Below are 26,126 nucleotides of genomic sequence, written 5' to 3'. Positions count from 1 at the left end.
TACATTAATTTTCTTTAGGAGGTTTATATGCACGAACTTCTGAAAAGGGCTGAGAACTTCGGTGTAACGTTCTCGGACCTGAGATTATATGATGTTGAGGAATTGAGCTTAATGGTTTCCGAGACTCAGAGGCAGATAACCTCTACGGGCAGAGACAGCGGCGGCTCTCTTCGTGTTTTGGTATCTGGGAACTGGGGATACGTTCACTTCACAGAAATTGAGTCAGAGTTGGTAAAACAGGCTGTAGACTCGGCTTATGGAGACGAGAGGATAAATATCGTCATGTTACCTGCCATCCATGATCAGGTGATAATTAAACCAAAGGTTCCAGTAACTAAAAGTCCAGAGGAGATTATGAAAGACGCTGTGAAACTCAAGGATGAAATTATTAACATTTCCCATTCCATCAAGAGCGTCAACGTCAGATTCACTAGGTCTAAGATACGTAAGGATTACTTCAGTTCGGAAGAACGTGAAATTAGCCTAGACTACGAGTTAACAGGTATTTCAGTTAGGGCAGTAGCTAGGGAGGGGGATGTAATCGCGTCTGCGAGTACTTCTTTAGCAACTTATCTAGGAGATCCCTTTGAGGTTTTTGACACAAGGGAAATAGTCGAGACAATAAAAAGGAGAATAGATGGTCAGTTAAAGGGAAGGCCTCCAAAGGGAGGAGATTATAACGTTGTTCTGGCTCCTGACGTCGTAGGAGTTTTCTCTCACGAGGCTGTGGGTCACTTATCCGAGGCTGACCTAGCAGTTAATGGGATTTTAAGTAACGTTAAGGGAAAGAAAGTAGCTCCAGAGTATGTCTCTATAATTGATTCTGGGTTCTCAGATAATCCTATGGCTCACGGAATATTACCTTACGATGATGATGGAGTTGAATCAAGAGACGTAAAGATTGTGGATAAAGGTGTTATAGGGGAGTTCCTGGTAGATAGATATTACGCGGCATATCTGGGCGAAAGACCTACAGGCAACGCCCGAGCTGAAGATTTCAGGTCGACGATTCTCATTAGGATGAGAAATACCTATATGCTGCCTGGAGAGATGAGCAAAGACGAACTCATTGAGGAGATAAAGGACGGCTACCTTATGGTCTCACCTCTGGGCGGACAAACCAGTCCAGACGGAACCTTCCAATTCGGAATCCAGGAGGGATATAGGATAGAAAGAGGAGAGATCAAGGAGTCTCTGAGGAACGTAGGGATCTCAGGTTACACGATAGAAACGTTGGGCAAAATAAATGGCGTATCTAAAGATTTCGGAATGTGGCCTGGGTATTGTGGTAAAGGAGGACAAAGCGTACCAGTTGGAACAGGAGGTCCCTACATAAGCGTAAGGGTTAAGGTGGGAGGACATGAGTGATACGTACAATTTGGTTACAAAGGCTAAAAACCTGGGTTACGCTTGCGAGGTTTATTACATAGAAAGAACGGAGTATAATTTGGGAAAGGAGAAGGAGTTCATCTCAAGCACTCTAAGGGAAAGAGGATTCGGAGTTAGATTATTTAAGGATGGGTACGTTGGTTTCGCGTTCGATACTAGGATAAGCGATAGTCTCCTTGACAGGGCCATATCTACCTTGAAGGTCTCAGAAAAAGATCCAAGTAATGAGCCTCCACCAGCTAAGAAGCCTAACCTCTTGTCTCTAAATAAGGGGGAGGGTTCAATGGAACGTGCAAAAGAGACACTTAAGAACATAGAGGATATAGGAGGGGAAGTAAACCTGATAAGTGTCCAAATCTCTAGCAGCAGAAATAAGGTGGGCGTGATAAGTAGCGAGGGTGTTGACGTTCATGAGGTCAGAACTTCAGTTAGCGTTAGCGTGATTGCAAATTACAAAGACTCGTCTGTAGTAACGCCTGAGCTTTATGAAACCGGTTCTGGAAGATCTTTCGAAGACGTGGATATAGAACTTCTTAAAGAAGAAGTAATAAATAAAGTGAAAATAACGAAATCTAGAGAAAAATTAGATCGTAAGAGCGATGTGATAATCTTAACCACGAAAGCGTTATCTGAGTTGCTTCATCCCCTATTGGCTTACTCAGTAAACGCTGAGAACGTCTACAGGAAGAGGACTCCATTAAATCTTGGAGAGGAATATGGGAGCCTTAGCGTGATAGACAATCCTAGGGAGGAACGTTCTGAATTCAGCAGATCCTTTGACGGTGAGGGTCAACCGACGTCGTCTATAACTCTATTTGAGAATGGAATTTTCAAAAACTTCCTTACCAACTGGTTTTGGTCTAGAAAAATGAACGTTCAGAACTCTGCCTCAGCGATCAGATCTTTCATGTCCGTTCCCACTATTGGAACCTCTACGATAGAAATAGTCCATGAAGATAACTTTGAGGAAGACGGTTTAGTTATAGACCAGGTTCAAGGCGTCCACACTAGCAGTTGGGACTCAGGTGAGTTCAGTGTAGTTGCGCCCATTGCGTGGATCACCAAGAAGGAGTCTAAGAGGGGAGTTAGGGAAGTTATCATATCTGGGGACCTTAAAACTCTACTAAGAGGTGTAATTGGAGAAGTTGGGCAACCGAGGAGAATATCTTCGGTGAAATCAGCTAACCTTGCAATAAAGGGGTTGTCAGTGGTCTATTAACCGAGTTAACCGCAAAAGAGAGGTCAAAAAACACGAAAATTTAAAAGAAACGATTCCGTGATTTTTAACAAGATAACTATGTTTAAACACATTTTAGTGGCATATGATGGATCAGAAAACGCGAAACGTGCTTTAAATGTGGCAATTGACCTGACTAAAAGGTATGAGGCGAAGCTGGACATTGTGGAAGTTGTAGACACTTCGGTTCTATTAGGGGCTGGAATTGGGCCAGTTCCCCCGGATGTTATAGACTCGTTATATGCAAAGGCAAGGGCCGACATCGAGAACGGGAAGAAAACTGCAGAGCAAGGGGGAGTTAAGGCTGACGGAGTTATAGTTGAGGGAGATCCAGCAACTGCGATATTAGACTACGCTTCAAAGAACGGAATAGACTTGATTATTACTGGAAGTAGGGGACTCTCTACAATAAAAAGGATGTTCTTGGGAAGCGTATCCTCTAGGATAATCCATGAGGCTAAGATGCCAGTTCTCGTAGTTAAGTAACGTTTATTTCCTTTTTTTACTTAGTAGTTACATGAATTTAACAGTTGTTGGATCGGGTCCGGGTGGGATTTACGCGGCTCTAGCTGCTTCCCAGAAGGGCGCCAAGGTCACACTTGTAGAGAAACAGGAGAGACTAGGAGGAACTTGCGTATTGTACGGTTGTATTCCTTCAAAAGCCATGATTGCACCTCTAGCAACTAGCTACCTTGCTGGAAAGTTCGGAAAGGATATCAGCTTCTCCTACGAAGAGCTTCAAACCATAGCTGAAAACGTGGTAAGAAGGGCTAGTAAGGGTGTGGAGTACATGTTGGAGAACGGAGGTGTCAACGTAATACATGGACAGGCAGAATTAAGATCTGGGAAGATTAATGTAGGAGCCCAGTCTCTTGATTCAGATTCAATTGTGATAGCTTCCGGAACCGAAAAGCCCCAAGTTAAGGGTACTATAGCCTCAGACGACCTTCATTTCATTAAGAAGAAATTCTCCAAGGTTCTGCTAATAGGTGGTGGTGTGGGAGGAGTAGAATACGGATGGCTCCTGGCCATGACAGGGAAAAAGGTAACCATCGTTGAGAGAGACGAGTTACTACTTCCTAAGCACGACATAGACTTAAGGAGAAGCGTGACATCACACTTTAAAAGACTGGGAATAGACGTGAGGACAAATTCGTTAGCCGAAATAGGAGATCAAATAAAAATAAATGGAGAGGAAGAGGACTTTGATTTAGTTGTATTAACTTTTGGTAGAAAACCGGCTCTGAAAGGGTTTGAAGAGTTAAGTGATGGGAACTGGATTGAAGTTGACAGTTTTATGCGTACTAAGCTCAATAACGTTTACGCTGCCGGAGACGTAACCGGAAGCTTCACTGCGCATGAGGCCATTCACAAGGGAATTGTTGCTGGTTTAAACGCAGTCGGTGAGAAGGTCTCTTATGATAAAATGGTAATACCTAAGGTACTTTACACCCATCCGGAAATAGCTTACGTTGGAAAGACTGAAGGCACCTGCGTTAAGGTATCTATGGCTGAAGTGATAAGAGCGGTTGCTGAACAATCAACTGATGGCTTCATTAAGGTATGTGCTAAAGGGGAAAACATCACGGGTGGTGTAGCCTTTAGTGAAAGAGCTGAGGACATAATATCCTCCTTGGCCTTACTTATGCAGTTAAACGTTAACGTGGATATCGCGTCGAAGTTAATTATGCCTCACCCCTCTTACCTTGAGGGGTTGTGGGAGGCTCTAAGGCGTCTCAAGTCTTAACACTTCCTCGACTTCAAATATACCGCACATTGTAACAAGTCTTCCGTATCTATCTACGAATAAAGCCTTGCACTCCTTTTTCCAGTTTTCTCCATATAGAACTACATCCTTCTCCTTGATGTATAGATTTGAATTCAGTTCCGAGTAAACCTCCTCTGGAGTTTTGGTTATGTATTGATTTATTTTCTGTATTACCTCGTCAAGTAACAACTGATTATCAATCTCCTTTCCGGTCTCTAATTTGACGGATGTGGCGTTTATATCTTGAGGAAAGACAGAAACGTTGCTGTTAATCCCAAATCCTATGAAACCAACGCTAGAGCTACCCTGAACTGATGATTCTACGAGCACTCCAGATATCTTTTTACCATTAACAACTACGTCATTAGGCCATCTAATGGTAGAATTGACATACTTAGATAACACACTTCTTATCGCTAAAGCCACTCTCAAAGTAGTTAATGCTATCTCCTCGACGTTAAAGTCCTTGATCACATACGTAACCCATAGTCCTCCTTTTGGGGAGTACCACGCCCTCCTATATCTTCCTCTAGCTCTAGTTTGTTCTTCTGCGACAACCACATAGTTCTCGTCTATCATTTCACTTACGGCTTCCGCGAAGTCCTGAGTGGAAGTAACTCGGGTTAACTTAACTATTTGCAATTTGTCTCGCCTCATCTAGAGATCTGATGAACTTGTGGGCGGTTGCTTTCTTAACTCGGTTCATTATCGCTAATCCTATACCTTTCTCCGGGAAAGGTTCTATCACTCCTAAATCCACATCAAGGCCATCAAGCTGCCTGAACGATTTAAATAGATTTTTCGCAATGGAATAGAGGTTCTCACTATTACCCAAGATTATCCTAGGTTCCTCTAATTTAGAGCACGTTTCTTCGGAGCATAGTACCGCTACCCTCTTTTTCTCTCTGAGGATGTTGACCACATCTAGAAAGATAGATTTCCTCTCAACCAGATAAAGCGTTTTGTCTGGTGCATAGTGTTTATATTTCATGCCTGGTGCTAATGCTACTCCAAACTCCTTCCCGCGAGTTAGTTCCTCAGGTACATTGATCTCACCAACTAGAGTTGTAAGCTCTTCTACCGTGAAAGGGCCAGGTCTCAAAAGGACTGGAGGCTTTACGGTCAGATTTATTATTGTAGATTCCACACCGAAAAACGATTCTCCTCCATCTATTACGATATCAACGGATCCGTCTAGGTCCTGGATCACATGTTCAGCTAGAGTTGGACTAGGTTTAGTCGCTAAGTTAGCGCTAGGAGCTGCGATAGGTACGCCACTCTCTCTTATTAAGGATAACGCGATGGGATGAGCAGGCATACGAACAGCCACGGTATTCAACCCTCCTGTTGTTTCAAGTGGTACCTTACTGGTCTTCTTAAGCACGAAAGTTAACGGACCAGGCCAAACCTTCTGAGCCAAGTCCATTACTTCCGGAGATAGATCTGAGGCAACCTCTTCTAATTGACCTACGTCTGCTATATGAACTATGAGTGGGTTATCCATAGGTCTTCTCTTAGCCTTAAACACCTTTTCAGCGGCCTTCCCGTCAAACGCGTTAGCTCCCAGACCGTAAACTGTTTCCGTGGGGAAAGCCACCAATCCTCCAGATCTTATCACTTCGGCAGCCTTTCTTATCAGATCCGTTTCAGGGTTAAGTGGATCGACTCTTAAGACGATCATTTAGGCTTTTATAAATGGATGAAGCCTTTATATTTAAGTGATGAGGAACCTCCGAGGCTATTGATGGCGAAGGCGCTCTTTACTGACGATGATCGGTGATTTATGAGGTGATCTCTGAATTGAATGATGATAAATAAAATCAATTAATATCCTAGAAGCGATCTTATATCATGCATGATAAAACTTGGTCTTCAGTATAAAGTTATAGAGTGTAATGCTTATTAGTACCGTAGATAATATATCTTCGATGTAAATGGGAGAACAGATACTTCTTACGGGGAACCTAGACGAGTCTGCAAGAAAAGCTGCAGAGTGGCTGCTTAACAAAAAACCTATAAGAACTTTAAGAGACTGGGGAATTTCGTTTTCGTTATGGCCACCTCACTTCACTACCAGTTGCTGTGGTACAGAATTTGGGGCGTTTGCTGCGGCAAGATTCGACGCTGAAAGATTCGGTATGTTACCTTTTGCGTCCTCTAGGCAATCGAACATCCTTACTATAGAGGGTACATTAACAAGGAAAATGGCCAGGGCGGCTAGGATAGTATATGATCAAATGCCAGAGCCCAAATACGTTATTGCAATGGGAGCCTGCATATTAGAGGGTGGAATATTTTGGAACTCATACAATACGGTCTTGCCTTCAGACGTAGGAATACCCGTAGATCTGTACATCCCAGGATGTCCTATAAGACCGGAGGCCATAGCAAGAGGTCTATTAATGCTCCAGAAGAAGATCAGGAGTCAAGGTGCTATTAGAACGTAAATGTTGTTGACGTTCGTTCCAGTGGGACCTGTTTTTACTGTGGACTTGGTTCTCTCTAATAGTTGGTAAGATGAGTGCTCCTCAAGAGATCTCCTTATTTCGAGCTTAGATAACTTAGTTTTTCCATCTACTACGCATCCTGCGTAATCGCTGTTCCCATCTATTCCGTCAGTCGCAATGGCGTATAGCTTGAATTTTTCATCTCTGACCCATTCCAGGAAGGACAGACATACTTCCCCGTTTCTCCCTCCCTTTCCTACCTTTCCTGACAAATGGACCTCTGGTTCTCCTCCAAAGAGTAACGTAAAGGGCCTACGAAAAGGGATGTATTGCGTATTCATCAAGGAAGCTAGGAACGCTCCAAAAGATTTTGCCTCACCTCTAACTTCAGACGAAAGGATGTAAGAGTTTTCTAGGTTTAATCCCCTAAGGACTTCGCTTACGTCTAGGATCAGAAATTCCCATACGTTGTCCAACTTTTTTGGAGTTTCCTCTAAGTACTCTTCACCTTGAAGATTAAGCCATCTCATAATCTCTCTTGCCTCATGGACTGTCGATAGATCTGCATGAGTGGGACCACTCCCGACGGTGGACAAATCATTTCCTGGTACATCGCTTACGACTAAAGTAACTATCTTTGACTTTGATAATGAAGCTAACCTTCCGCCCTTTATCTTAGAGAGGTGCTTCCTAACTATGTTTACCTCTTCTATCCCGATCCCTGAAGTGATCAATTTTTTCATAATATCTACATACACGTGTTTTGGAGGGATAGGATCTTCAACTAGGGAAGAGGCACCGCCAGAGAGTAGAAGTATAACGAGATCATATTCCTTGTTTAAGAGGTATTCCCTCACCTTTTTGCCGGCCTCGAAGCTACTTTCGTCAGGATATGGATGGGAAGACTCTATGACCTCCGCATTTCCATTTAACTTTAAATTGTCTCCTCTAGGCTTTACGACTAGCGATTCATATTTATTCAATTTTGACAAGAAGAAGTTTGCCATCTTGACAGACGCTTTACCTATAGCGAGTATGAGAGGTTTCTGAAACTGAAATCTATAGCTGTTGACTATGAGCTCGTTTTGACTTAGAGAAACCTTCTTAGATAAAGCTATCTCAGGGTCTGAAAGTTGTAGAATTCTCCGAACAATTGAATCCATGTGTTTATCTAAATGAAGTCAATAACTAACGTTTAAAGTCCTTTCGTTGATGGTTACTAGCGGCCTTGGAGACAAACAGAAGATGTTAGCCTCTATTATGGATTTAAATTAACGTCTCTAAGGTCTAGCGCTTTAGCTGCCAGTTTTCCTTAGGTCTTTTGCTAATTGGGAGGCTATCTTCCGCCCTTCCTTTGTCAAATCGTAATATATTCCCTTAGGCTTAGTTCCCATCTCCTTTGCCTTAACCTTCAACCAAGGTTTGACTGATGATGTTACTGATCTCTTCAGTGAACCCTGGAATCTAACAAGCAGCTTTTTCTGTTCTAATTCGTAACAAGCCCTCTCGACCTCATCAGGGTCGTATTTTGGAGCCCATCCGCTGTTCCCCATTAATCTCCTCGACATATACCAGGGATTATCTGGACCGAATTTATAGATATGAGCCAAAATTAATTTTTGAAGCTCACTTATTTCCAACTATAATCACCTGATCGCCGAGAGACCTCGGTATGACGATAACTTTATCGTCTAGCTTGATCTTTATTTCTCCATCCCTGTTCTCCACCACCTCTATGTTCCTTCCAGGTATTAGACCTAAGTTCTGAGCTTCCCTCAATATCCACTCCTCCTCTCTTAATATCATCTGAACTTGATATTTTCCTGGCCCCATCTGGCTTATGGCCTGGCCTCTCTCTTCGCTCTCTCTTCCAGGGATTGGATGACCGTGAGGACAAGTAGCGGGTTTCCCGAGAGTACGATCTATTTTGTCTAAAACGTCTTCTGGCCAAATGTGTTCTAACCTATGCGCTAGCTCATGAGCTCTTATCCAGTCTACACCTATTATGTCAGTGAGAAGTCTCTCAGATAACCTATGTGCCTTTATGAGTCTGACGGCTAATTTCCTTCCGTCGTCGGTTAACCTAATCCTTTTAGTTTTCCTATCTATGAAACCTAAAGATTCCAGTCTATCCAAAGCCTTGCTAATAGTCCCTGGAGAGATCGAGAACGCTTCAATCAGGTCAACGACCTTAGCCACTCCTTTAGATTCCTCTAGTTCGTAAATCTCCTTTAGATAATTTTCTAAAGGTTCAGATAACTCAGACATAACTTATCTTTTCTAAGCCTTTATTTTAGTTTTTATACTCTCTATCAGTCGCGTAACTGATTCCTCTTTTGCGAACACCTCTATTTGTGCGTTAAATTTCCCTAAAATTCCTTGATCTTTAAGATAATTCCTAACGTTGTTCAACACCTCATCTACAGCTGAAGAGATGTGGTCGTGAAGACCAGTTTTAGACACTCCATCTGGAACCTCTAAGTTATCAACCCTCAGGATCGCATAGAATTTCTTACCATCGCCCACCAACGCTATCGCCAGTAAAGTTTTCCCCTACGAGGGTAAAAAGATTAAGGTATGAGATTCGAAATTACAAAAGTATTTAAGGAAACTATCACATCATTTCTTTGATGTTTAAAGTAATTTTTAGAGTAACGACAGAAGTTAGGAACACTGCTGGTCTAAGAGAAATAAAAAGGGCAGGTTTCATTCCATTCATGGCAAAGAGAGAAGGTGAAGAAGAGGTCTATGAGGCACTTTACAAGTCCAATGACTTAGAAGAACTTAGAGAGGCTATAACAGAGGCTGCTTATTTCCTTAACAAAGTTAATAGGAAAGGAGGTAATAACTTCGCTACCATTTATAAGGTAAACGATAACTATGTTGGCAAAGGTTTAGGAGGACTGTTAGGGGCATCATTGGGTCTTAAGTTGGGCGGAATACCTGGCCTCTTTATAGGCGCTATAGGCGGTCTCTTACTAGGTGAAATCTTGGATGTGGAGTTGAATGAAACCTTCGTAGGTGTGTATTCATGGCCAATCTCGATAGAGCAATAAAGAAAAGAGCAGTAAGCATATTGATAGGTTCTATCATGTTCTTCTCGTCTGTTTACCTAATAGATAAGGTGCCTTTCAACTTATTTGAGATGATAGCGACTTTTAATCCATATATTTTATACTATGTCGGATTAATTCTAGGTGCAGAGAGGATAGTCTTTGGAATCACAAACAACAAGAGGCTTTACTACCTTTTGATGGGAGAGGGTGACCTTGCTGCTTACATTGTATTTAGTATGTTTTTCTTTGGAATATTCATGGGATTATATATAGGAATCTACGCAATATTTATGCAGGGACTGTTACTTAGAGTCACTGAGGTATTAAACGGGTTGTCTTACGTTTTGTTTGCAGTGTCTTTATGGTCTATGCCTTAGCCTTCCTGCACATTATTATGGACCATATACCAAGTCGTTTAGTTTTAACGATCTCAAGTCCCTCTCTCTCAAGAAGTCCAGTGTAAAAAACTTCAGTTTTTAGGTCTATTTTCCACCATCTTGAAAGCAGGTTTGATAGAAACCCGGATTTAGTCAGTAACCCTAAAGCGCACTTTCCGTCGCCTTTCATAACTCTTGAAATCTCTGAAATCGCCTTGCCAGGATCATCTAACATGTGCAAAACGAACATAGATGATACTCCAGAGAACACCTCATCTGGGAAAGGAAGCGATCGTGCGTCTGCTCTAACCCCAACAACCGAAGGCCTCTTTCTTCTTAATATCCTAAGGAACTTGAAGGAAATATCTAGACCGTAGCATTCGTTACATCTTACGTAATCGAAGATCTTACCTGGTCCAGTTCCTACGTCCAAGAACTGATCTCCAGACGTAAAGAGAGCTGCTTCCTTCAGCACCGAAGAGTACGTTGTCCTAGCAGTTATAACAAAGCCTAATGGCGCCCATATATCCTCATATAAAGGAGCTACTTTATCTAAAAGATCATTATCTTTTACATCACCGATAATAAAATCTATTGTCCCATCTCTTCTACTGTACGAATGTCCTTTACCGCATCTTAAGTTATCGTCCAAGGGAAGCCTGTCGATTGGACAAACTAAATGTATCATATTACAATTTCATTTCATACATATAAATGTGTTTGACCAAATCCTTTAGAGTAACTATATATAAATCGTTCTTCTCATAGAAAACTAAACTCCCTACACCATTTTTCATCATAAGCTCAACGCCTTCGCTCAAGGTGGTGTTAAAGTCACCTTTCACAAGATAAGGTACCATCACTTGTTTTACCTCTTCTTGTAGTGATAATTTTTCAGAGAATCTATATATTATATCTCTTGCGGAAATCATCCCTATCGGTTGTTCCTCAAGGACAGGGAGATGCCTTATAACATGCCTTATCATTATCTCAGCGGCGGTAGAAAGTTTAGTGTAACCCTCAGCGGTAATAGCCCTTACCGCAATGTCTATCATTCTTTCCTCGTCGTTCCACTTGAATCCCTTCACCACATCTTTCTCAGTTACTATCTTACCTGAGAATATCACAGCGTCCACAGAGTTGTTTATCATCGCCTTAGCTATCTCTCTCACATCGTTTGAGTTAACCCTCACAATCTTCTTTAACTTAACGTCCCTAAGCTTGTCCTCAACAGATCTTTCTAGTATCTCCCTTAATCCCTCATCTACTGTAAAGAGACCAATCATTTTCCCTTCACAGGTGGCAACTATACGTCTGATCCTATTAGTCCTCATGAAGAAGATCGTGTCCAGGACAGTAGAGGTACAATCAAGCGATATTATGTCCGAACCTTCAATCGTCAAGAACTCTTACCTCTCTTATTCCCCACTTTCTCATCAAGTTATAAAGCGTCATGTACTTGATTTTATCCTTTTGTTCAGGAATTACATTTATACGTACACTCTTGCTGCACTCGGAGGCTAGATTAGAGATCCTGGCTGCTATATCTTCAGCCTCGTTAGGGTTGCTTATCTCGAGCTTCACTCCTAAATTTAAGTTGGCGAAGCCTTCAATCAAGATCACGTCTGCCGGGATGAAGTCCAGATAATCTAAGTTTTCGCATTTCCAGAACATTGCACAATCGTTACTGTGTAAGATCACTAGGTCAGCTCCCGCTTTAGAATAACGTGAGGTATCTTTTCCCTCTGGATTTATAACATGATGAGTATGCTTAATTGCTGCCACAACTAGCCCTTTGGCCCTCAGGAGGGATATAGCCTTTTCCATGACTAAGGTCTTTCCACTATTCTTCTTTCCTATGATTTGAAATATGCAATCCATATAAACTAGAGATAAGAAAAGGTTATGAATGCTCATCAAGATCGAGGAAGCTAGGTCTCTGATTAGTAAGCTAAGTTTACAAAATCCAAGGACAAAGTTGCTAGATCCGCTCTCTGCAGTCGGAAAATTACTGTCTAGGGATGTCGTAGCTACAAAGAACATACCAGAGGTTGATATCTCGGCCATGGATGGCTATGCCTTTAGATTTGACGATCTGAATAAGACTAAATTAAAGATAGCAGGGAAGATTTTCCCCTCCACTAAGGATCCACCTACCTTGAATCAAGGAGAAGCTTATTACGTAACCACTGGAGCTCCATTACCTAAAGGAGCGGATGTGGTAGCAAGAGTTGAATACACTAGAGTGGAAGGAGATAACCTGATTGTTAACGGTCCTCTGACTAGAGGAAAGGATGTAAGATGGACGGGAGAGGATATAAAAAAAGGCCAGCTGCTGATCCCAAAAGGTACGCAGATTACACCGTACCATATCCCACTTCTACTTCAACAGGGAATAAGAAAAGTTGAAGTGTTTGATATATCGTTTTGCATTTTCGGGAACGGTGATGAAATAGTACCCTGGGGTGAGGAAGGCAACGGTATTCCCGATTCGATAAGCCCAGCCTTCTTTAAGTTACTAGACAGGTTCGGAGAGTCCTATTATCAAGGGATAGCTAGAGACGACTTAGACGAAGTCAAAAAGAAGCTCTCAGTATGCGTCTCACACGACTTCGTTATTTCCATTGGCGGCTCTTCTGTAGGTGAGAAGGATTTCGTAAAGAGGGCAATAAGCGAAATGGGAACTCTGTTATTTGAAGGAGTTTCAGCTAACGTTCTAAAGCGTGGAGCTGCTGGAATTATATCTGGAAAGCCCGTATTGGTTCTTCCTGGCCAGATCGTTTCAGCCGTGACGACGTTTCATGAACACGGATTACATATCCTCTCTAGAATGATAGGAGTCGAATTAAGGGAATTCGTCACGTGTAAGCTAGCCTCTAATGTTGAAGTGGATCACAAGATGGACTCCACATATCTCATAAAGATAGATGGCGAGAAAGCTATTCCTTTAAGATGGGGAGTCGGACTCTACAGCGAGCTAGGTAAAGCTTCTGGATTCACGATATTGAGAAGGGGTAAGACATATAAAGAAGGGGAAGAGGTGCTTGTGCAGAGATTCATTTGACGTTATAATCCTGGCCGGGGGAAGATCATCACGATTTGGCACTGATAAATGCGAATTCGAAATTGATGGGAAAACGATGTTGAGAAGAATTTCAGAAAAGTTTGAATCCCCAATAATTGTAACGGACAAGCCTAGACCAGTAGAAGGCATTCACGTAATAGACTCACATAAATCCGGCCCTCTAAAGGCCATTGAAATGGGGCTGGAGTATGTAAAGGAGAAGAGAGTTTTCGTAACAGGATGTGACTTCCCGTTTCTTTCTCCAAAACTTGTTCAAAATTTGTGTTCCAAGCCAGAGGAGGTAGCAACTACGATGTATGACGGCAAAATTCAACCTCTCTTATCATGTTATTCGACGAATTTCTTGCGATCGTCGATTAGAAGATCTAGATCGCTCAGAGAAATTGTTTATAAAGCTCCGTCGGTCTACATAGCAGGTTACATGGAAGTCTACATGTGGGATCCTAGCTTATTAACGCTTTTGAACGTCAATAGAGTTAGCGATTTACGGGATGTAAAGAAATCTTACTGGCAAACTTCTATTTGTAGTAATACGTAAAGAATAATTGTTCTCTATATAAGAAATAAGATCATCTCATGAATTGAGACGTAATTTTTTGACGTTCTCTTTTAAAAGAAAAATAAAAATAATTTACTTATCCTGAGTGATAGATTATGGCAATGTTTTATATCTGAGAGGACCAAACTTTTAACTTATCATAGAAATCCTTATCTCTTTTATGTTAGCTTTTAGGCTAGTATAAATGAATAATCCTTAAAATACTTTGTAATCTTCTATTAATTTAGATCCCTAATGGCAAAGGGGAAAGAGAAGAAAGGTCAAGGCCAACAGCAGCCTCAAAGCGGCGGAGAGAAGAAGAAGTAACAGACTAGTACGCTTAATAGCTTCTAAAGTTAAGGTTTTTTTCCATGAAGCTGTGTTCTCTTTTTTCTGGAGGAAAGGATAGTACTTACGCCACGCATTGGGCCGCGTTTCAGGGCTTTGATATAGAGTGTCTCTTAACAATAATACCTAGAAGGAGAGACTCATGGATGTTCCAATATCATAACGTATCGCTAACTTCGTATCAAGCGGAAGTCTTAGGGATTCAGCTCGTTTCTGTTCAATCGTCAGGCGAGAAAGACTTAGAGCTATTAGATTTAAGGGAAGCGCTAAACAAAGCAAAGAGTTTAGGTGCTAGAGGGATCGTAACTGGAGCTCTTCTCTCAGATTACCAGAGGTTAAATATAAACATGATAGCGGAGGAGCTAGGGCTCAAAGTCTTTTCTCCATTGTGGAGGAAAGACCAAGAAAAATATCTTAGATGGTTAGTTAGAGAAAACTATGAGTTTATAATAACTTCAGCCTCAGCAATGGGCTTTCCGTTTGAGCTAATTGGAAAAGTAATAACGGCTAGCGACGTGGAGAAGATTATAGATAGTTCTCGAAAGTACAAATTTAACCCTGCCTTTGAGGGAGGAGAGGCTGAGACGTTTGTGCTTTACGCGCCGTTATTCAAGAGAAAATTAATTGTAGAAGGTAAACCCATTAAGTTGGGCGAGTATGAGTGGGAATATCGAATAGAACGTATACGTTAAGGAAGTGCTCCTACGCAGTTGATTTCGATAGAGTAAGAAGGGGCGTCAATATCGTAATTGAGGATGATAAAATAAAGTATGTGGGGAACGAGGTTGAGGGTGATGAACTGGACTGTAGCGAGTTCATAGTGATTCCGGGTCTAGTTAACGCGCACACTCACTCAGCTATGACCGTCTTAAGAGGGTTGTACGATGAAGGAGAACTCAGAGAGTGGCTATCTGTCATCTGGAAGGAAGAAGAGAAGTTATCTAAAGACCTCATGAGATTGGGCACGGAATTAGCCATAACGGAAATGATAATGTGGGGAACTACCGCTTTCATAGACATGTATTTTAATCCCGACCAGGTCAGAGATCTTTCCTTGGCCTACGGGATTAGAAGCATGGCAGGACCTGTCCTTATGAGAGATAAATCTGTTGACGACGTTATAAAGGAGTTAAAAGCGTTAGGAGAGCACGATCTATTTAAGCCAATTATCAACGTTCACAGCCTTTACGCAGTAGATTTAGCTAAAATAAGGGAGTTAAAGGAGAGCCTTAACGAAAGGCCATACATCCATATGCATTTATCTGAAACCAGGGAAGAGTTATCTGAGATCAAAAGGAAATATGGACTGTTCCCAATAGAGTTAATCTACAGAGAGAATCTAATAAAGTATACCCACGGCGTGCACTTAGGCTGGGTATCATCATGGGAACTGAGTTATCTAAAGGCGTCTCTGGGTGTAACTCATTGTCCATCGTCCAACATGAAGCTGGCGACAGGAGGCTCCTTTCCTATGAGAGAGGCCCTGATAAATTCTATCAACGTTACATTAGGTACTGACGGGGCAGCAAGCAATAACTCTCTCAGTATGTTTCACGAAATGAAAACCGCCGTTTTGCTCCAAAGGCATAACTACTGGTCTACCGAGATAAATGCATCTGACGTATTTATGGCAGCAACCTTCAACGGCTATAAGATGTTTGGACTCAAGGGGGGTAAAATAGAGCCCGGTTACTTAGCCGACCTAGTTCTTATAGACAAGTATCAACTTTATCCGTGGATAGAAAACAGGATTCTTTCACATGTTGTTTATAATCCTCCTAGATCGGTTGACATCGTGATAGTGGCTGGGAAAATTATATACAAAAAAAACGGAAAACTAGATGACAAGTTCAAAAAATTAATAAACTCACTAAGCTCTTATTTCTAAAGGTTTAAATTCTTGACCGACTAATTGTCCCATTTTCTCAGAACAATCCTTTATGTCGTTTAGCATCTTCGACTTGAGTTCTGAGTAATCCTTAGCTCTGTACAAATATCTAGGCCTACCAGCCTTGTTACCTGGTTCTTTAATTCTCATCACTAGATTCATTTCCAAAAGTTTATTCAGACTCCTGTTTATTGAAGCTTTAGAAAGTTTCAACTCTTTCTCAAGTTCCTCAGTACCTCTGGCGTTACCTCTCATTAATCCCATGAGTACCTGGACGTCCGTTTCTGAGAGACCGTAACAAAAGGAAAGTATGTCTACTAACCCTGCATCTTTTCCAGACGGTAGTTTTATTCTAGCTCCACTTATCTGATTTTGCGACATTTTAACCACAAATAAAGAATGTATTCACGAGCTATATATATTTTTTCCTTATCATTTATGGATATCATTTCAACTGAACGCTCCATACGAGACTTTATACAAAATCATCATTGATAAGAGTAAATATAATTATGTGAATTCTTCTACTAAAGATAATATTCTCACTTATGGAGACAGATCATTTAAATACACATTAGAAAAGATTTATATACTCGTCCAATAGATAGGTAACTTAGTGATCTAAATGGAAGTGGAAGAGATAGTCAAAGTTAGTAGAAACTATCAGGTCACCATCCCTGCTAAGATAAGGCAAAAATTCCAGATCAAAGAGGGAGATCTAGTTAAGGTCATTTATGATGAGAAAGAGAACGCAGTTAAGATATCAATAATGGGTGAACCTTGGAAATAATTTTAAGCATACCAAGATTTTATATTTATACGTTCTAACTTTTTTTATGCTAATAGATGTGCACGCTCACATTGACGTTAAAGAATTCGATAGGGATAGAGACGCAATTCTATCGGATTGCGATATAATTGTAGTTAACGCTGGAGTGGATTTAAATACCGACTTAGAGTCGGTTAGACTCTCAAGAAGATACAATAACGTTATCCCTGCAGTAGGTTTTCACCCAGAGTTCATTGAGAAAGTTGATAGTGAGATAGAAAACGTTTTGAGGCTAATCGATGATGTCCCTATAATAAGTGAAGTAGGCCTTGACTACTTCTGGATAAAGGACGAAACGCTAAGGAGAAGACAGAGGGAAGTTTTAGCTAAGTTCATGAGTTTAGCAGAAACTCAGGGTAAGCCCCTAGTAATTCATTCAAGAGGAGGTCTTAGGGAGATAATAGATATGGTTTCAAGTTATAAAACGAGGTTTGCGATTCATGGATATGAGGGCAGTGTGAGAGACGCGTTAAAAATTGTAGACCTAGGCGGATTTCTATCATTCCCTCCTATAATATTGAGGGATAAGGGGAGGTTAAACGTAGTCTCCAACCTTCCTGAGGATTCTATTCTAACCGAGACCGATTCCCCTTTCATGGGACCGGACAGAACTAGAAACGTTCCATGTAACGTAAATCTAACACTTAGAAAGATAGCTGAGGTAAAGAGGATTGAAAAGGAGGAACTTGAGAAAAAAATTGAAAGTAACTTTAAGAGACTTTTAGGCCCTTACTCTTCCTTAGTTGGAGCGAATCTAACGAAAAGGTAGAACGCAACAAATCCGATAAAAGCCATAACAGTGAAAAGTCCGGTGTAAGGAGCGGCAGCACTATGTAGAGTTATGTCTGTGAGTTCCCAAACAAGCAGAAGGATTGCTAGTATATAACCTATGCCAAGTAGTTTAAAGAAACTAACCATTTTACTCACCCTCTACTAAAATAGTACCCCAGGCTCCCATAACGAACCCTTTATCCTGGCCTATGAAATTATTAGACATACCTAGAGGGTCGTAATTATAGTATACAGGAGTGATTATACCGTATAGGTAAGCTGGGGCAGTGGCATTAAACGTGAACGTCATAGGTGTTCCGTAGCTTATCGGTCTCTCAGAGACGGTCGTTATGGTCCCGTTCCACCAAACTGCATATATTCCTACCTTAACGTTTTCAACAGGTTGAGCAACGCCGGTTGTTGAGTAGTTATATAAATAGTTGTGATCGCTACTCGGTGTGGTGAATATCATGTTTATAGTGACCTCGCTGTTTTCCTTAGCTACCAAAGTAGGGCCTGGTACACTGCTGTTAAACACGCCGTACTTGTCCGTCACTAGCGTAATCGAGTTATTGGCATAAACTATTGGAGTGTTGTATGGATCTCCTACTAGACCAGAGGTTTGTGCCTTGCTGTTTTGAAGAATGAGCTGAGATACCGAAGAGGGAGAGAAATATCCAGAATATGGAAGCACAAGTAACTCTCCTGCCTGATAACTAAACCAAGGCCCATTATATTCCCCGTTAAGGAAGACGAACGGACCTGTAATATTAGGAACCCTAAGTGCGTCATAAGTTACTAGCCCTGGGACTATCTGATCGTCTACAACTTGGTCTGCATAATCAGGAAAGTAGAAGTTCTCGGTTACGTCTGCAGAAGTTATGGTAAGGTTCAGCCATTCACCTGGATGAGCAATTATCAAGTTGTTCAATTCCGTATTGCCGTTTTCTTGAGCGTTAACCGCACCAGACTCTTGCACCTTAAACACGTATTGTTCTGACACTATCCTGGTGTTCACGATATTGTTAGGATTCACGTGATTAAGAACTGCCAAACTGTTAGGAACGCCCCCCACAGTAAAGTCCTGGGGTAAGGTTCCAACTATTACGATTCCAAAAAGGATTATTACGAATGACACCCACGCAAGCTCATACTTTTCCTTTTTATCCATTTTTATCACCTCAACTAAAAACACATAAAATTAAAAAATCATGATCATAAGCTTTTTGCACCCTTGAGCACCGGATAGGATATAAGCACTATCCCAACAGTAAGTAGTACTATCCAGACCCAGGGCAGGGCGTTGTAAGTGTCTCCAGAGAACGCAAGAGGGAACACACTAATAATTATAATTATTGCCCCTACTATCCCTAGTGCCCATAAACCTCCCAATGCTTTCTTTGTCATAATTTTATTGAATAAACTTGAGATATTAATGTTTTGTTCAGGCCACTCCAGGGAGGCTCCGACCCCGGTTATCAGCTGACCCAAGCCCACACCCTCTAAGTTCACGTTTCTCCCTTTGACGAGGGTTAATACTAGATTTAGAAACCAAACCAACGTGGCTAACTCAGCAATTATAGCTCCTGCCGTAGCTATTACGTTGGCATCTATTAATGTAGCAGTCCTTGGATATATTTCAGTTCTTCTGAGAAGACCGTTAAGACCCATTAACTCATATCCTATCACGAAGAGGACCGCCCCTAATACGTAACCAATCCAATGAATCCACGCCATCTTATTGGAGAACCACTGTCTTCCTGTCATCATAGGGATCATGAAGTAGAGCACTGCCATAGCTGCGGGAACTATTGAGAGCAAGATCATTGCGTGGAAGTGAGAGACTACCCAGTCAGAATTATGAATTATGGCATCAAAGGCCACTGTAGCGTTAGAGATTCCCGTAACCCCAGCGGCTATAGCTCCTGAAAAAGAGGTTACTGTAAAAGCGGTTATAATGTTGAACTTGACTTGAGATCCCTTTACTGTAGCCCACAGATTAAGGAAAGTCATCATAGAAGGGATAACTACCGCATAGGTTAGAACTTCCTGCAACACCTTAATTGCGACAGGTAAGTTAACCATATAAAGATGGTGAATGGGGACGTTATTGGAGAAAATTAAGTAAAGGAGTGCAGATATTCTACCCATCCTTTCGCTAAACAGTGGCTTATTTGCTAAAGTTGGGATCAAAAGGTAGAGGGCTCCGACGGCAGGGAGCCAGGCCATATAGACAACCGCATGTCCGAATATCCAAAACGCTATCTGATTGGCGATCGCATTAATCTGTACGATGTTGTAAAACGCCAACACATCCCAGATATCAGCAGCTGTTACACCAGAGTAACCTATCATAAATAACAGCGTGTTCATTAAGAAAAACACTAGAGGAACTGGAAGCTTTTCCTTCAGTTGCTTAGACGCGATGTAGTAATGATAAACTATCCATATGCCAGCCAGATACGTGAAAGCATCTAGTAGAAGCCAACCATAAAAGAACAGAGGTGATACGACGTAGGCCGAATAATTTGGTAACCCTAACGGAGACAAATAATACCAAGCTGTTGCACTAAAGTAGTTATCGTTAAAGACTGGAGAGACGACTATCGGGCCCTCCATGAACATCATTGAGATGTTAATTAGAATGAACGAAATGTTAAGTAACCACTTTGCTTTAGGTTGTAGATTCAATAATTTTATTGTGAAATATATAAATATTGCATAAATTACCTGTTGAGCAAAACCAAAGAGGTCCCTTTCAGCGTGAAGAGTAATACTCGCGAAATACTCTTGCGGAGTAAAAACTAGAGTACCAGATAACCCCCATGTAGTTTCCTGGATTCTTACCATAAGAGAATCAATTACGCCTAAGAGCCCCCATATTACTCCCATGACAAGCATGGCCATGACTATCCTAGTAGTCCAGTCTTTATCTAACTGGAACAATGAAATAACAAACTCTTTTAGTCCCATTTAGTTTCACAAGATGTTGTTCCCCCTTCTTTTATTATCCTTTACTTTAGTAAAAAGAGGGATACTGACTTTAACTAGGTTTATATCATAAAAACATGTTAATTAAGATAATTTAATTTAATATAGAACGTGCCAGGAGCACATCAAAGTTTAACGAGATATACGTTAAAAATTATAATGTCTTTTCTAGATAAGAATCTCTTCATATATTTGAGATATATTGACTTTAGTTTAAGCCTAATTTTCTTTTTCATCGTCTTTAGCTGATCTAATCGATTTGGGCAAACGCTTATTACTAAATTAAAGTTAAATCGTTTTCAGGTAACGTTATGTTTGAAATATGGTATATAACAATAAGCTTATCACTTTTTGCAGTAATTTTATCTTTTCTAACACTTATAGAATTTAGCAAACTTAGAAATAATTTTGGAGGTAGATTATCGTTAATCTTAGTCGTTTTGGCTATACTATTGACCGTTCAAGGCATTGTTTACTCCCTTTCGTTCGCAATGTGGAGCCATGACAAGAGTCCAGTTTATGTTTACCCATCATTGATTATGTCAATAATAGACGCGACTCTAATGTCGCTACTATACTACTATTTAGTCAGATATTAGATCTCTTCTTAGTTAATTTCACTATACTTCTTTACAACGTCTATTATAAAAATGCTAGCAGGAATGGCTATAACTATTGAGGAGAAAAGAGTCACTGAGTAAGGATTTATGAAGTTGATTACCCAGAGCAAAATTATAGAGGCGACAAAGAAGGAAGCGAAGAAGGCTGATCTTGGTATAAGGAAATTTTTTTACTCTTATATAGTCCTCTAATACTATCTTTGCAACTATGTAACCTTCCTCAGTTTCCTTAACTAAGCCGTTCTCTTCTAGTTTCTTTAAATGATAAAGCGCAAGAGAAGGAGAGCTTAAATCGAGTTCCCTTTGTATCCTCCTCAAAGGAACTGGCCCTCTCTGCTTCATGAGGTAATAATATATTTTCCTCCTAGTCCCTGTTAAGCTCTCCATAAGACTTTGGACGACTTTCCACAATTAAATCTTTCTTTCTAATTCTCTATGATGACTTTAGGAAACATTTTGGGAAAGAACCAAGATAACAGATCGCTTAAATTTAGGTAATTTTCCAGGATTCAATTCATAAACACCCTTTTTCTTATATTACTATTATTAAGTAAATAATTCTGATGTTATATCTAAAACTCTCTCACAAGCCTCAAAAGCTCCCGTTTAACTACGCACTAAACAAAGTTTCAAATATAAGAACATAGAGTTTATGAATGGTTAAGATGAATAACTTCATAGAGCCTGATACACCTTCGAAAAACAGTATAAAGATCTTGAAGGGTACAACCACTGTAGGTCTTGTAGCTAAGGATTCGGTAGTTCTAGCAGCGGACAGAAGAGCTAGTGCAGGTTTCTTCGTTGCCAATAAGATGGTGAGAAAGATAGTTTATATTGACGATAGGATAGGAATGACGACAGCTGGAAGTGTAGCTGACTTACAATTTATCTATAATTATATGAAAAATATCTATCATTACAACGTGATTTCCGGAAATAGGCCTGTTACTGTCAAAAGCCTTGCTACGTATCTCACTAATGTGTTGTCACAGAGTAAGTATTTCCCATATCTAGTTCAGATACTGATAGGTGGTTATGATACCCAACCTAGGCTGTTCAACTTGGATTACTTAGGAGATATGACTGAGGAAACGTACGTGGCCACCGGATCTGGATCACCTGTAGCTATGGGCGTACTCGAAGACGGATACAGACCGGACTTGTCAGGTGAGGAAGCAATGGATTTGGGAGCAAGGGCCGTTCTATCAGCCATTAAGCGCGACTCCTTTACAGGCACAGGGGTTATAGTCACGAAACTTAGCAAAGATGGTCACGTGGAGAGAGAGATATATCCAAACAGGAAAATGTGAGAACTTGAAAAGTTTTATAGACAGTTAAGATATATTATTTCATGATTGTTAGTTCATCTTTTAAAAACGAAGATGTAATCCCTTCTTTGTACACTTGTGAAGGAAGAGATGTCTCTCCACCTCTCAAGTGGGAGAAGGTACCAGGGGCTTTAACCTACGCCATTATACTTGAAGACCCGGACGCTCCTGGAGGAACGTTCGTTCATTGGGTCATATACAACGTAAAAGTCCTCGAGTTACCTGAAGGTATAGAGAAGAAAGAGAAAACTCAGTACGGTTTACAAGGAGTGAACGACTTTGGTAAAATAGGATATAATGGGCCTTGCCCCCCAAAGGGGCACGGATATCATAGGTACTACTTTAATGTGTACGCGCTCAACACAGAGCTCTCACTGAGGGCAATCAAAAAGGTTACCGCTGAGGAACTCAGGGATGCAATGGAAGGGCATGTAATAGCTTTTGGCAACCTAATGGGAAAATATAGAAGAGGGTAGCTTCAGAGCTTTCCAAAGCAAGAGAGGGCGATAGGGTGCCGCCTTTTTATGGGAGTTTAATATTATTTCATTACTGATAACGATGGATGAAATATTATGGGCCGAGAAGTACAGACCTAGAACGCTAGACGATATAGTCAATCAAAAAGATATCGTGGATAGACTAAAACGTTTCGTTAAGGAGAGGAACATGCCACATTTGCTCTTCGCTGGACCTCCTGGTACAGGAAAGACAACCTCTGCGCTGGCTTTGGTTCACGATTTATATGGGGAAAATTACGATCAGTTTTTTTTGGAGTTAAATGCTAGTGACGAGAACGGTATTAACGTTATAAGAACAAAGGTAAAAGACTTCGCTAGGACGGTAACACCAGGCAATGTACCTTTCAAGACCGTGCTTCTGGACGAGGCTGACAACATGACATCAGATGCTCAGCAGGCTCTTAGAAGGACCATGGAGCTATACACTGAGAGCACAAGATTCATATTGGCCTGCAACTACCTTAGCAAGATAATTGATCCTATTCAATCTAGAACTGCTCTGTTTAGATTTTATCCTTTAAAGAAAGAGGACGTGATACTTAGACTGGAGAACATACTAAAGGAGGAGAAAGTACAATACGATGTTAAGTCCCTTGAGGTAGTTTACGATGTTACAGGAGGAGACATGAGAAAGGCCATTAACGTTTTACAGGCGGCCGCAGCTTACGGGAAGGTGACAACGGATTCCGTACTCAAGGTGTTAGGATTGGCTCAACCTAAGGAAATAAGAGAAATGGTGAAGCTAGCTCTTCAAGGCAAATTTCTAGACTCCAGATCTAAACTTATGTCATTAATAATTGATTACGGGCTTTCAGGTGAAGATATAGTAAAACAAGTTCACAGAGACATATTCTCAAATGAATACCAGATCCCAGAAGAGTTGAGAGTCCTAATGAGCGATTACTTAGGAGAGGTTGAATTTAGGATAATCGAGGGAGCTGACGATGAGATACAACTATCAGCGATGCTTGCTAAGTTAGCTATCCTCGGTCAAAAGTACTTAGGAGAGAAGAAATGACAGTCCCATGGGTAGTAAAGTACAGGCCTAATAGTTTAGATGAGATTGAAAACCAGGAAGATGTAAAGGAGGAATTGAGGTCCTGGATCGATTCATGGATAAAGGGAAAACCTAACTATAAGTCTGTTCTACTTTATGGCCCTCCAGGTATAGGAAAGACGACGATGGCCTTAGCATTAGCTAAGTCATACGGTTTAGAGATAATAGAGATGAACGCTAGCGACACCAGGAACGTCACCTCTCTTAGAGGTATAGCTGAAAAGGCGTCCGTCACAGGATCACTTTTCAGTGATAGAGGAAAGCTGATATTCTTGGATGAGATAGATGGTATCCAATCTAAACAAGATTTTGGTGCAATTTCAACTGTTTTGGAATTAATTAGTAATACTAAATATCCTATAATAATGGCCGCAAACAACCCGTGGGATCCTAACCTGAGGGAACTGAGGAATGCGACAAAGATGATTGAGATAAAAAAATTAGGTAAAATACCTATGAGAAGACTATTAAAGAAAATCTGTGCCAACGAAAAGGTCAAATGTGAGGATGCAGCAATTGATGTTATAATAGAGGCCTCGGACGGAGATGCCAGATATGCAATAAACATGCTCCAATCAGTAGCAGAGGGATATGGACAAGTCACCCAGAGCGTGGTGGAAGAGTTAGTTAGAAGAAAGGAGAGAGAACTCGATCCATTCGAAACCTTAAGGAGTCTGTTTTGGGCTCAGTACGGATGGCAAGCTAAACAAGCCGTATCACGCTCTCAGACAGACTATGAGCTGCTAATTAGATGGATATCTGAAAACGTTCCTATTCAGTATGAAATGCTAAATGACATATGGAGAGCCTATGATGCGCTATCCAGAGCATCGATATTTTTGTCTAGATCGAAGATGTCCAGTTGGGATTTACTTAGCTACACTTTCGATATGATGGGGCCAGGAGTCGCGTTAGCTGAAGTAGGTAAGAAAAGCCCTAATTGGAAAGCTAAGTGGAAAAAATATCAGTTTCCCACTTATGTTCAACAACTATATAGGTCTAAGAGCTTAAGAAACACTAGGGACAGTATTATATCCAAAATAGGAAGAAACATACATGCATCAGCTAGGAAAGTCTATAACGACGTATATCCTTTCTTCCTCCAATATGCTAAGGAGATTGAGAGTTCAAAATCCTTAGATCTCTCTCCGAAAGAGATTGAATTCCTTCGAGCCAGTACTAAAAAACCGACAGCTGATACGGAGGCAAGAGAAAACAAACCTGATAAGAACGTGACTAGGAGAACTAGTCGTAGATCTAGGCCTACATAGTTTTTAATTTATTTATAACTTTTATCTCTGAAATTTTAGTGGATGGATACTGTCCATTTTCATCTTTCTCATATTTTTTAACCATGTCCCATATAGTTAAGATGGCTCCAGATACTGCTGTAAGGGCCTCCATTTCAACTCCGGTCTTATAATGGGCTAAAACCGTTGCTCTCACTCTTACACCTGAATCCTCCACGCTTACCTCGATTTCTACCTTCTCTAATGGTATAGGATGACATAAAGGTAAGATCTCTGGAGTTCTCTTGGCGGCTAGTATTCCTGCGGTCTTTGCTACAGTAATTACGTCTCCTTTCTCAATTTTACCCTCTCTTATCATCTTTATTGTAGAAGGTTTTAGGTTTATAAATCCCTCAGCTGTCGCTTCCCTAAAAACTACCCTCTTTTCGGAGATATCTATCATAGTGGCACCTGTCAAGGATCCTCTAGTTTATCTATAAAGTCTCTCGACATTATAATCTTTTCTTCTATGTTAGCTTTTACAGTTTTAATTCCATTTGAGATTTATAACTTAAAATTTCTTTTTGTTTAGAATTATCTGTAGCCTTTTTACTAGTTTTGAGCATAAGCTTTGATTACTCTTGGGTAAT

General features: G+C 40.8%; 33 protein-coding genes. 18 read left to right on the top strand and 15 right to left on the bottom strand.

Annotation, left to right across the window (positions count from 1 at the left end; translation table 11 throughout):
• Positions 1 to 27: 27 nt before the first annotated feature.
• The 4 genes from tldD (at position 28) to MCUP_RS01420 (ending at position 4,373) form a co-directional block, all read left to right on the top strand.
• Positions 28 to 1,368 (top strand): zinc metalloprotease TldD, encoded by a 1,341-nt coding sequence (gene tldD, locus MCUP_RS01435; protein WP_013736887.1) that lies wholly within the window; start codon positions 28 to 30, stop codon positions 1,366 to 1,368.
• Positions 1,361 to 2,608, top strand: coding sequence for a TldD/PmbA family protein (locus MCUP_RS01430; RefSeq protein ID WP_048057372.1), 1,248 nt, complete (start codon positions 1,361 to 1,363; stop codon positions 2,606 to 2,608). The genes tldD and MCUP_RS01430 overlap by 8 nt, the downstream gene beginning before the upstream one ends.
• A gap of 78 nt (positions 2,609 to 2,686) precedes the next feature.
• Complete coding sequence (locus tag MCUP_RS01425; RefSeq protein ID WP_013736885.1) at positions 2,687 to 3,112, top strand: universal stress protein; 426 nt, start codon at positions 2,687 to 2,689, stop codon at positions 3,110 to 3,112.
• Positions 3,113 to 3,143: 31 nt separating this feature from the next.
• Positions 3,144 to 4,373, top strand: coding sequence for an FAD-dependent oxidoreductase (locus MCUP_RS01420; protein ID WP_013736884.1), 1,230 nt, complete (start codon positions 3,144 to 3,146; stop codon positions 4,371 to 4,373).
• Here the strand turns inward: MCUP_RS01420 and MCUP_RS01415 are convergent.
• Both MCUP_RS01415 and MCUP_RS01410 read right to left on the bottom strand, forming a co-directional pair.
• On the bottom strand, positions 4,353 to 5,036 hold the full coding sequence (locus MCUP_RS01415) for a biotin--[acetyl-CoA-carboxylase] ligase (RefSeq protein WP_013736883.1): 684 nt from the start codon (positions 5,034 to 5,036) through the stop codon (positions 4,353 to 4,355). The genes MCUP_RS01420 and MCUP_RS01415 overlap by 21 nt on opposite strands.
• A complete protein-coding gene (locus tag MCUP_RS01410; protein ID WP_013736882.1) occupies positions 5,023 to 6,075 on the bottom strand; it encodes an L-threonylcarbamoyladenylate synthase in 1,053 nt (350 codons plus the stop codon). The genes MCUP_RS01415 and MCUP_RS01410 overlap by 14 nt, the downstream gene beginning before the upstream one ends.
• 253 nt (positions 6,076 to 6,328) lie before the next feature.
• Here MCUP_RS01410 and MCUP_RS01405 point away from each other — a divergent pair, with 253 nt between their 5' ends.
• Complete coding sequence (locus MCUP_RS01405; RefSeq protein ID WP_013736881.1) at positions 6,329 to 6,841, top strand: NADH-quinone oxidoreductase subunit B; 513 nt, start codon at positions 6,329 to 6,331, stop codon at positions 6,839 to 6,841.
• Here the strand turns inward: MCUP_RS01405 and MCUP_RS01400 are convergent.
• From MCUP_RS01400 to MCUP_RS01385, 4 genes are all read right to left on the bottom strand, one after another.
• Positions 6,820 to 8,004, bottom strand: coding sequence for a glycerate 2-kinase (locus MCUP_RS01400; protein ID WP_013736880.1), 1,185 nt, complete (start codon positions 8,002 to 8,004; stop codon positions 6,820 to 6,822). The genes MCUP_RS01405 and MCUP_RS01400 overlap by 22 nt on opposite strands.
• Positions 8,005 to 8,136: 132 nt before the next feature.
• On the bottom strand, positions 8,137 to 8,475 hold the full coding sequence (locus MCUP_RS01395) for a hypothetical protein (protein WP_048057686.1): 339 nt from the start codon (positions 8,473 to 8,475) through the stop codon (positions 8,137 to 8,139).
• Positions 8,468 to 9,109 carry a metal-dependent transcriptional regulator gene (locus tag MCUP_RS01390; RefSeq protein ID WP_013736878.1) on the bottom strand — a complete coding sequence of 214 codons (642 nt, stop codon included), beginning with the start codon at positions 9,107 to 9,109 and terminating at the stop codon, positions 8,468 to 8,470. The genes MCUP_RS01395 and MCUP_RS01390 overlap by 8 nt, the downstream gene beginning before the upstream one ends.
• Positions 9,110 to 9,121: 12 nt before the next feature.
• Positions 9,122 to 9,370 (bottom strand): hypothetical protein, encoded by a 249-nt coding sequence (locus tag MCUP_RS01385; RefSeq protein WP_013736877.1) that lies wholly within the window; start codon positions 9,368 to 9,370, stop codon positions 9,122 to 9,124.
• Between the two features lie 101 nt (positions 9,371 to 9,471).
• Here MCUP_RS01385 and MCUP_RS01380 point away from each other — a divergent pair, with 101 nt between their 5' ends.
• Both MCUP_RS01380 and MCUP_RS01375 read left to right on the top strand, forming a co-directional pair.
• Positions 9,472 to 9,897: a bromodomain-containing protein gene (locus MCUP_RS01380; protein ID WP_013736876.1), complete on the top strand. Its 426-nt coding sequence runs from the start codon at positions 9,472 to 9,474 to the stop codon at positions 9,895 to 9,897.
• Positions 9,873 to 10,274, top strand: coding sequence for a hypothetical protein (locus MCUP_RS01375; protein ID WP_013736875.1), 402 nt, complete (start codon positions 9,873 to 9,875; stop codon positions 10,272 to 10,274). The genes MCUP_RS01380 and MCUP_RS01375 overlap by 25 nt, the downstream gene beginning before the upstream one ends.
• Here the strand turns inward: MCUP_RS01375 and MCUP_RS01370 are convergent.
• From MCUP_RS01370 to mobB, 3 genes are read right to left on the bottom strand one after another with little or no spacing between them, the layout of a single operon-like run.
• Positions 10,264 to 10,962 carry a class I SAM-dependent methyltransferase gene (locus MCUP_RS01370; protein ID WP_013736874.1) on the bottom strand — a complete coding sequence of 233 codons (699 nt, stop codon included), beginning with the start codon at positions 10,960 to 10,962 and terminating at the stop codon, positions 10,264 to 10,266. The two genes, MCUP_RS01375 and MCUP_RS01370, sit on opposite strands and share 11 nt — an antisense overlap.
• A gap of 1 nt (position 10,963) precedes the next feature.
• Complete coding sequence (locus MCUP_RS01365) at positions 10,964 to 11,677, bottom strand: CBS domain-containing protein (RefSeq protein WP_048057371.1); 714 nt, start codon at positions 11,675 to 11,677, stop codon at positions 10,964 to 10,966.
• Positions 11,667 to 12,155: a molybdopterin-guanine dinucleotide biosynthesis protein B gene (gene mobB, locus MCUP_RS01360; protein WP_048057685.1), complete on the bottom strand. Its 489-nt coding sequence runs from the start codon at positions 12,153 to 12,155 to the stop codon at positions 11,667 to 11,669. Before mobB ends, MCUP_RS01365 begins: the two co-directional genes overlap by 11 nt.
• A 28-nt stretch (positions 12,156 to 12,183) precedes the next feature.
• Here mobB and MCUP_RS01355 point away from each other — a divergent pair, with 28 nt between their 5' ends.
• The 4 genes from MCUP_RS01355 to MCUP_RS01340 all read left to right on the top strand — a co-directional run bounded on the left by MCUP_RS01355 (position 12,184) and on the right by MCUP_RS01340 (position 16,133).
• The gene (locus tag MCUP_RS01355) at positions 12,184 to 13,338 is read left to right on the top strand and encodes a molybdopterin molybdotransferase MoeA (RefSeq protein WP_013736871.1); all 1,155 of its coding nucleotides are present in this window, start codon (positions 12,184 to 12,186) and stop codon (positions 13,336 to 13,338) included.
• Complete coding sequence (gene mobA / locus MCUP_RS01350; RefSeq protein WP_013736870.1) at positions 13,319 to 13,897, top strand: molybdenum cofactor guanylyltransferase; 579 nt, start codon at positions 13,319 to 13,321, stop codon at positions 13,895 to 13,897. The genes MCUP_RS01355 and mobA overlap by 20 nt, the downstream gene beginning before the upstream one ends.
• Before the next feature lie 371 nt (positions 13,898 to 14,268).
• The gene (locus MCUP_RS01345) at positions 14,269 to 14,937 is read left to right on the top strand and encodes a diphthine--ammonia ligase (RefSeq protein WP_048057370.1); all 669 of its coding nucleotides are present in this window, start codon (positions 14,269 to 14,271) and stop codon (positions 14,935 to 14,937) included.
• A complete protein-coding gene (locus MCUP_RS01340; protein ID WP_013736868.1) occupies positions 14,907 to 16,133 on the top strand; it encodes an amidohydrolase family protein in 1,227 nt (408 codons plus the stop codon). Before MCUP_RS01345 ends, MCUP_RS01340 begins: the two co-directional genes overlap by 31 nt.
• Here the strand turns inward: MCUP_RS01340 and lrs14 are convergent.
• A complete protein-coding gene (lrs14, locus tag MCUP_RS01335; protein WP_013736867.1) occupies positions 16,116 to 16,514 on the bottom strand; it encodes an Lrs14 family HTH-type transcriptional regulator in 399 nt (132 codons plus the stop codon). The genes MCUP_RS01340 and lrs14 overlap by 18 nt on opposite strands.
• A gap of 244 nt (positions 16,515 to 16,758) precedes the next feature.
• On the opposite strand from lrs14, the gene MCUP_RS01330 reads away from it, so the two are divergent.
• Both MCUP_RS01330 and MCUP_RS01325 read left to right on the top strand, forming a co-directional pair.
• Positions 16,759 to 16,923 carry an AbrB/MazE/SpoVT family DNA-binding domain-containing protein gene (locus tag MCUP_RS01330; RefSeq protein WP_012021955.1) on the top strand — a complete coding sequence of 55 codons (165 nt, stop codon included), beginning with the start codon at positions 16,759 to 16,761 and terminating at the stop codon, positions 16,921 to 16,923.
• A gap of 46 nt (positions 16,924 to 16,969) precedes the next feature.
• Complete coding sequence (locus tag MCUP_RS01325; protein WP_013736866.1) at positions 16,970 to 17,731, top strand: TatD family hydrolase; 762 nt, start codon at positions 16,970 to 16,972, stop codon at positions 17,729 to 17,731.
• On the opposite strand, the gene MCUP_RS01320 is transcribed toward MCUP_RS01325, so the two are convergent.
• The 3 genes from MCUP_RS01320 to MCUP_RS01310 are packed head-to-tail and all read right to left on the bottom strand — an operon-like array spanning position 17,692 to position 20,706.
• Positions 17,692 to 17,880, bottom strand: coding sequence for a hypothetical protein (locus MCUP_RS01320; RefSeq protein WP_013736865.1), 189 nt, complete (start codon positions 17,878 to 17,880; stop codon positions 17,692 to 17,694). The two genes, MCUP_RS01325 and MCUP_RS01320, sit on opposite strands and share 40 nt — an antisense overlap.
• 1 nt (position 17,881) lies before the next feature.
• Positions 17,882 to 18,904, bottom strand: coding sequence for a cytochrome c oxidase subunit II (locus MCUP_RS01315; RefSeq protein WP_013736864.1), 1,023 nt, complete (start codon positions 18,902 to 18,904; stop codon positions 17,882 to 17,884).
• Positions 18,905 to 18,948: 44 nt separating this feature from the next.
• Positions 18,949 to 20,706: a cbb3-type cytochrome c oxidase subunit I gene (locus tag MCUP_RS01310; RefSeq protein ID WP_013736863.1), complete on the bottom strand. Its 1,758-nt coding sequence runs from the start codon at positions 20,704 to 20,706 to the stop codon at positions 18,949 to 18,951.
• A 329-nt stretch (positions 20,707 to 21,035) separates the two neighbouring features.
• Between MCUP_RS01310 and MCUP_RS01305 the strand changes: the two genes are divergently transcribed.
• On the top strand, positions 21,036 to 21,323 hold the full coding sequence (locus tag MCUP_RS01305; protein WP_013736862.1) for a hypothetical protein: 288 nt from the start codon (positions 21,036 to 21,038) through the stop codon (positions 21,321 to 21,323).
• A gap of 54 nt (positions 21,324 to 21,377) precedes the next feature.
• On the opposite strand, the gene MCUP_RS01300 is transcribed toward MCUP_RS01305, so the two are convergent.
• Positions 21,378 to 21,731 carry a winged helix-turn-helix domain-containing protein gene (locus tag MCUP_RS01300; protein ID WP_013736861.1) on the bottom strand — a complete coding sequence of 118 codons (354 nt, stop codon included), beginning with the start codon at positions 21,729 to 21,731 and terminating at the stop codon, positions 21,378 to 21,380.
• A gap of 269 nt (positions 21,732 to 22,000) precedes the next feature.
• On the opposite strand from MCUP_RS01300, the gene psmB reads away from it, so the two are divergent.
• The 4 genes from psmB (at position 22,001) to MCUP_RS01280 (ending at position 25,518) form a co-directional block, all read left to right on the top strand.
• Positions 22,001 to 22,654 carry an archaeal proteasome endopeptidase complex subunit beta gene (gene psmB / locus MCUP_RS01295; protein WP_013736860.1) on the top strand — a complete coding sequence of 218 codons (654 nt, stop codon included), beginning with the start codon at positions 22,001 to 22,003 and terminating at the stop codon, positions 22,652 to 22,654.
• A gap of 41 nt (positions 22,655 to 22,695) precedes the next feature.
• Positions 22,696 to 23,148, top strand: a complete 453-nt coding sequence (locus tag MCUP_RS01290) for a YbhB/YbcL family Raf kinase inhibitor-like protein (protein ID WP_013736859.1) — start codon at positions 22,696 to 22,698, stop codon at positions 23,146 to 23,148.
• Positions 23,149 to 23,230: 82 nt separating this feature from the next.
• Positions 23,231 to 24,208, top strand: coding sequence for a replication factor C small subunit (locus MCUP_RS01285; protein WP_013736858.1), 978 nt, complete (start codon positions 23,231 to 23,233; stop codon positions 24,206 to 24,208).
• Positions 24,205 to 25,518 (top strand): replication factor C large subunit, encoded by a 1,314-nt coding sequence (locus MCUP_RS01280; RefSeq protein ID WP_013736857.1) that lies wholly within the window; start codon positions 24,205 to 24,207, stop codon positions 25,516 to 25,518. Before MCUP_RS01285 ends, MCUP_RS01280 begins: the two co-directional genes overlap by 4 nt.
• Here the strand turns inward: MCUP_RS01280 and moaC are convergent.
• Positions 25,511 to 25,939: a cyclic pyranopterin monophosphate synthase MoaC gene (gene moaC, locus MCUP_RS01275; RefSeq protein WP_013736856.1), complete on the bottom strand. Its 429-nt coding sequence runs from the start codon at positions 25,937 to 25,939 to the stop codon at positions 25,511 to 25,513. The genes MCUP_RS01280 and moaC overlap by 8 nt on opposite strands.
• Between the last annotated feature and the right edge of the window lie 187 nt (positions 25,940 to 26,126).

It is taken from the genome of Metallosphaera cuprina Ar-4 (genome assembly GCF_000204925.1).
GTDB lineage: Archaea > Thermoproteota > Thermoprotei_A > Sulfolobales > Sulfolobaceae > Metallosphaera > Metallosphaera cuprina.
The sequence above is the reverse complement of the archived record's forward strand: the minus strand, read 5'-3'. Positions and strand labels throughout refer to the sequence as shown.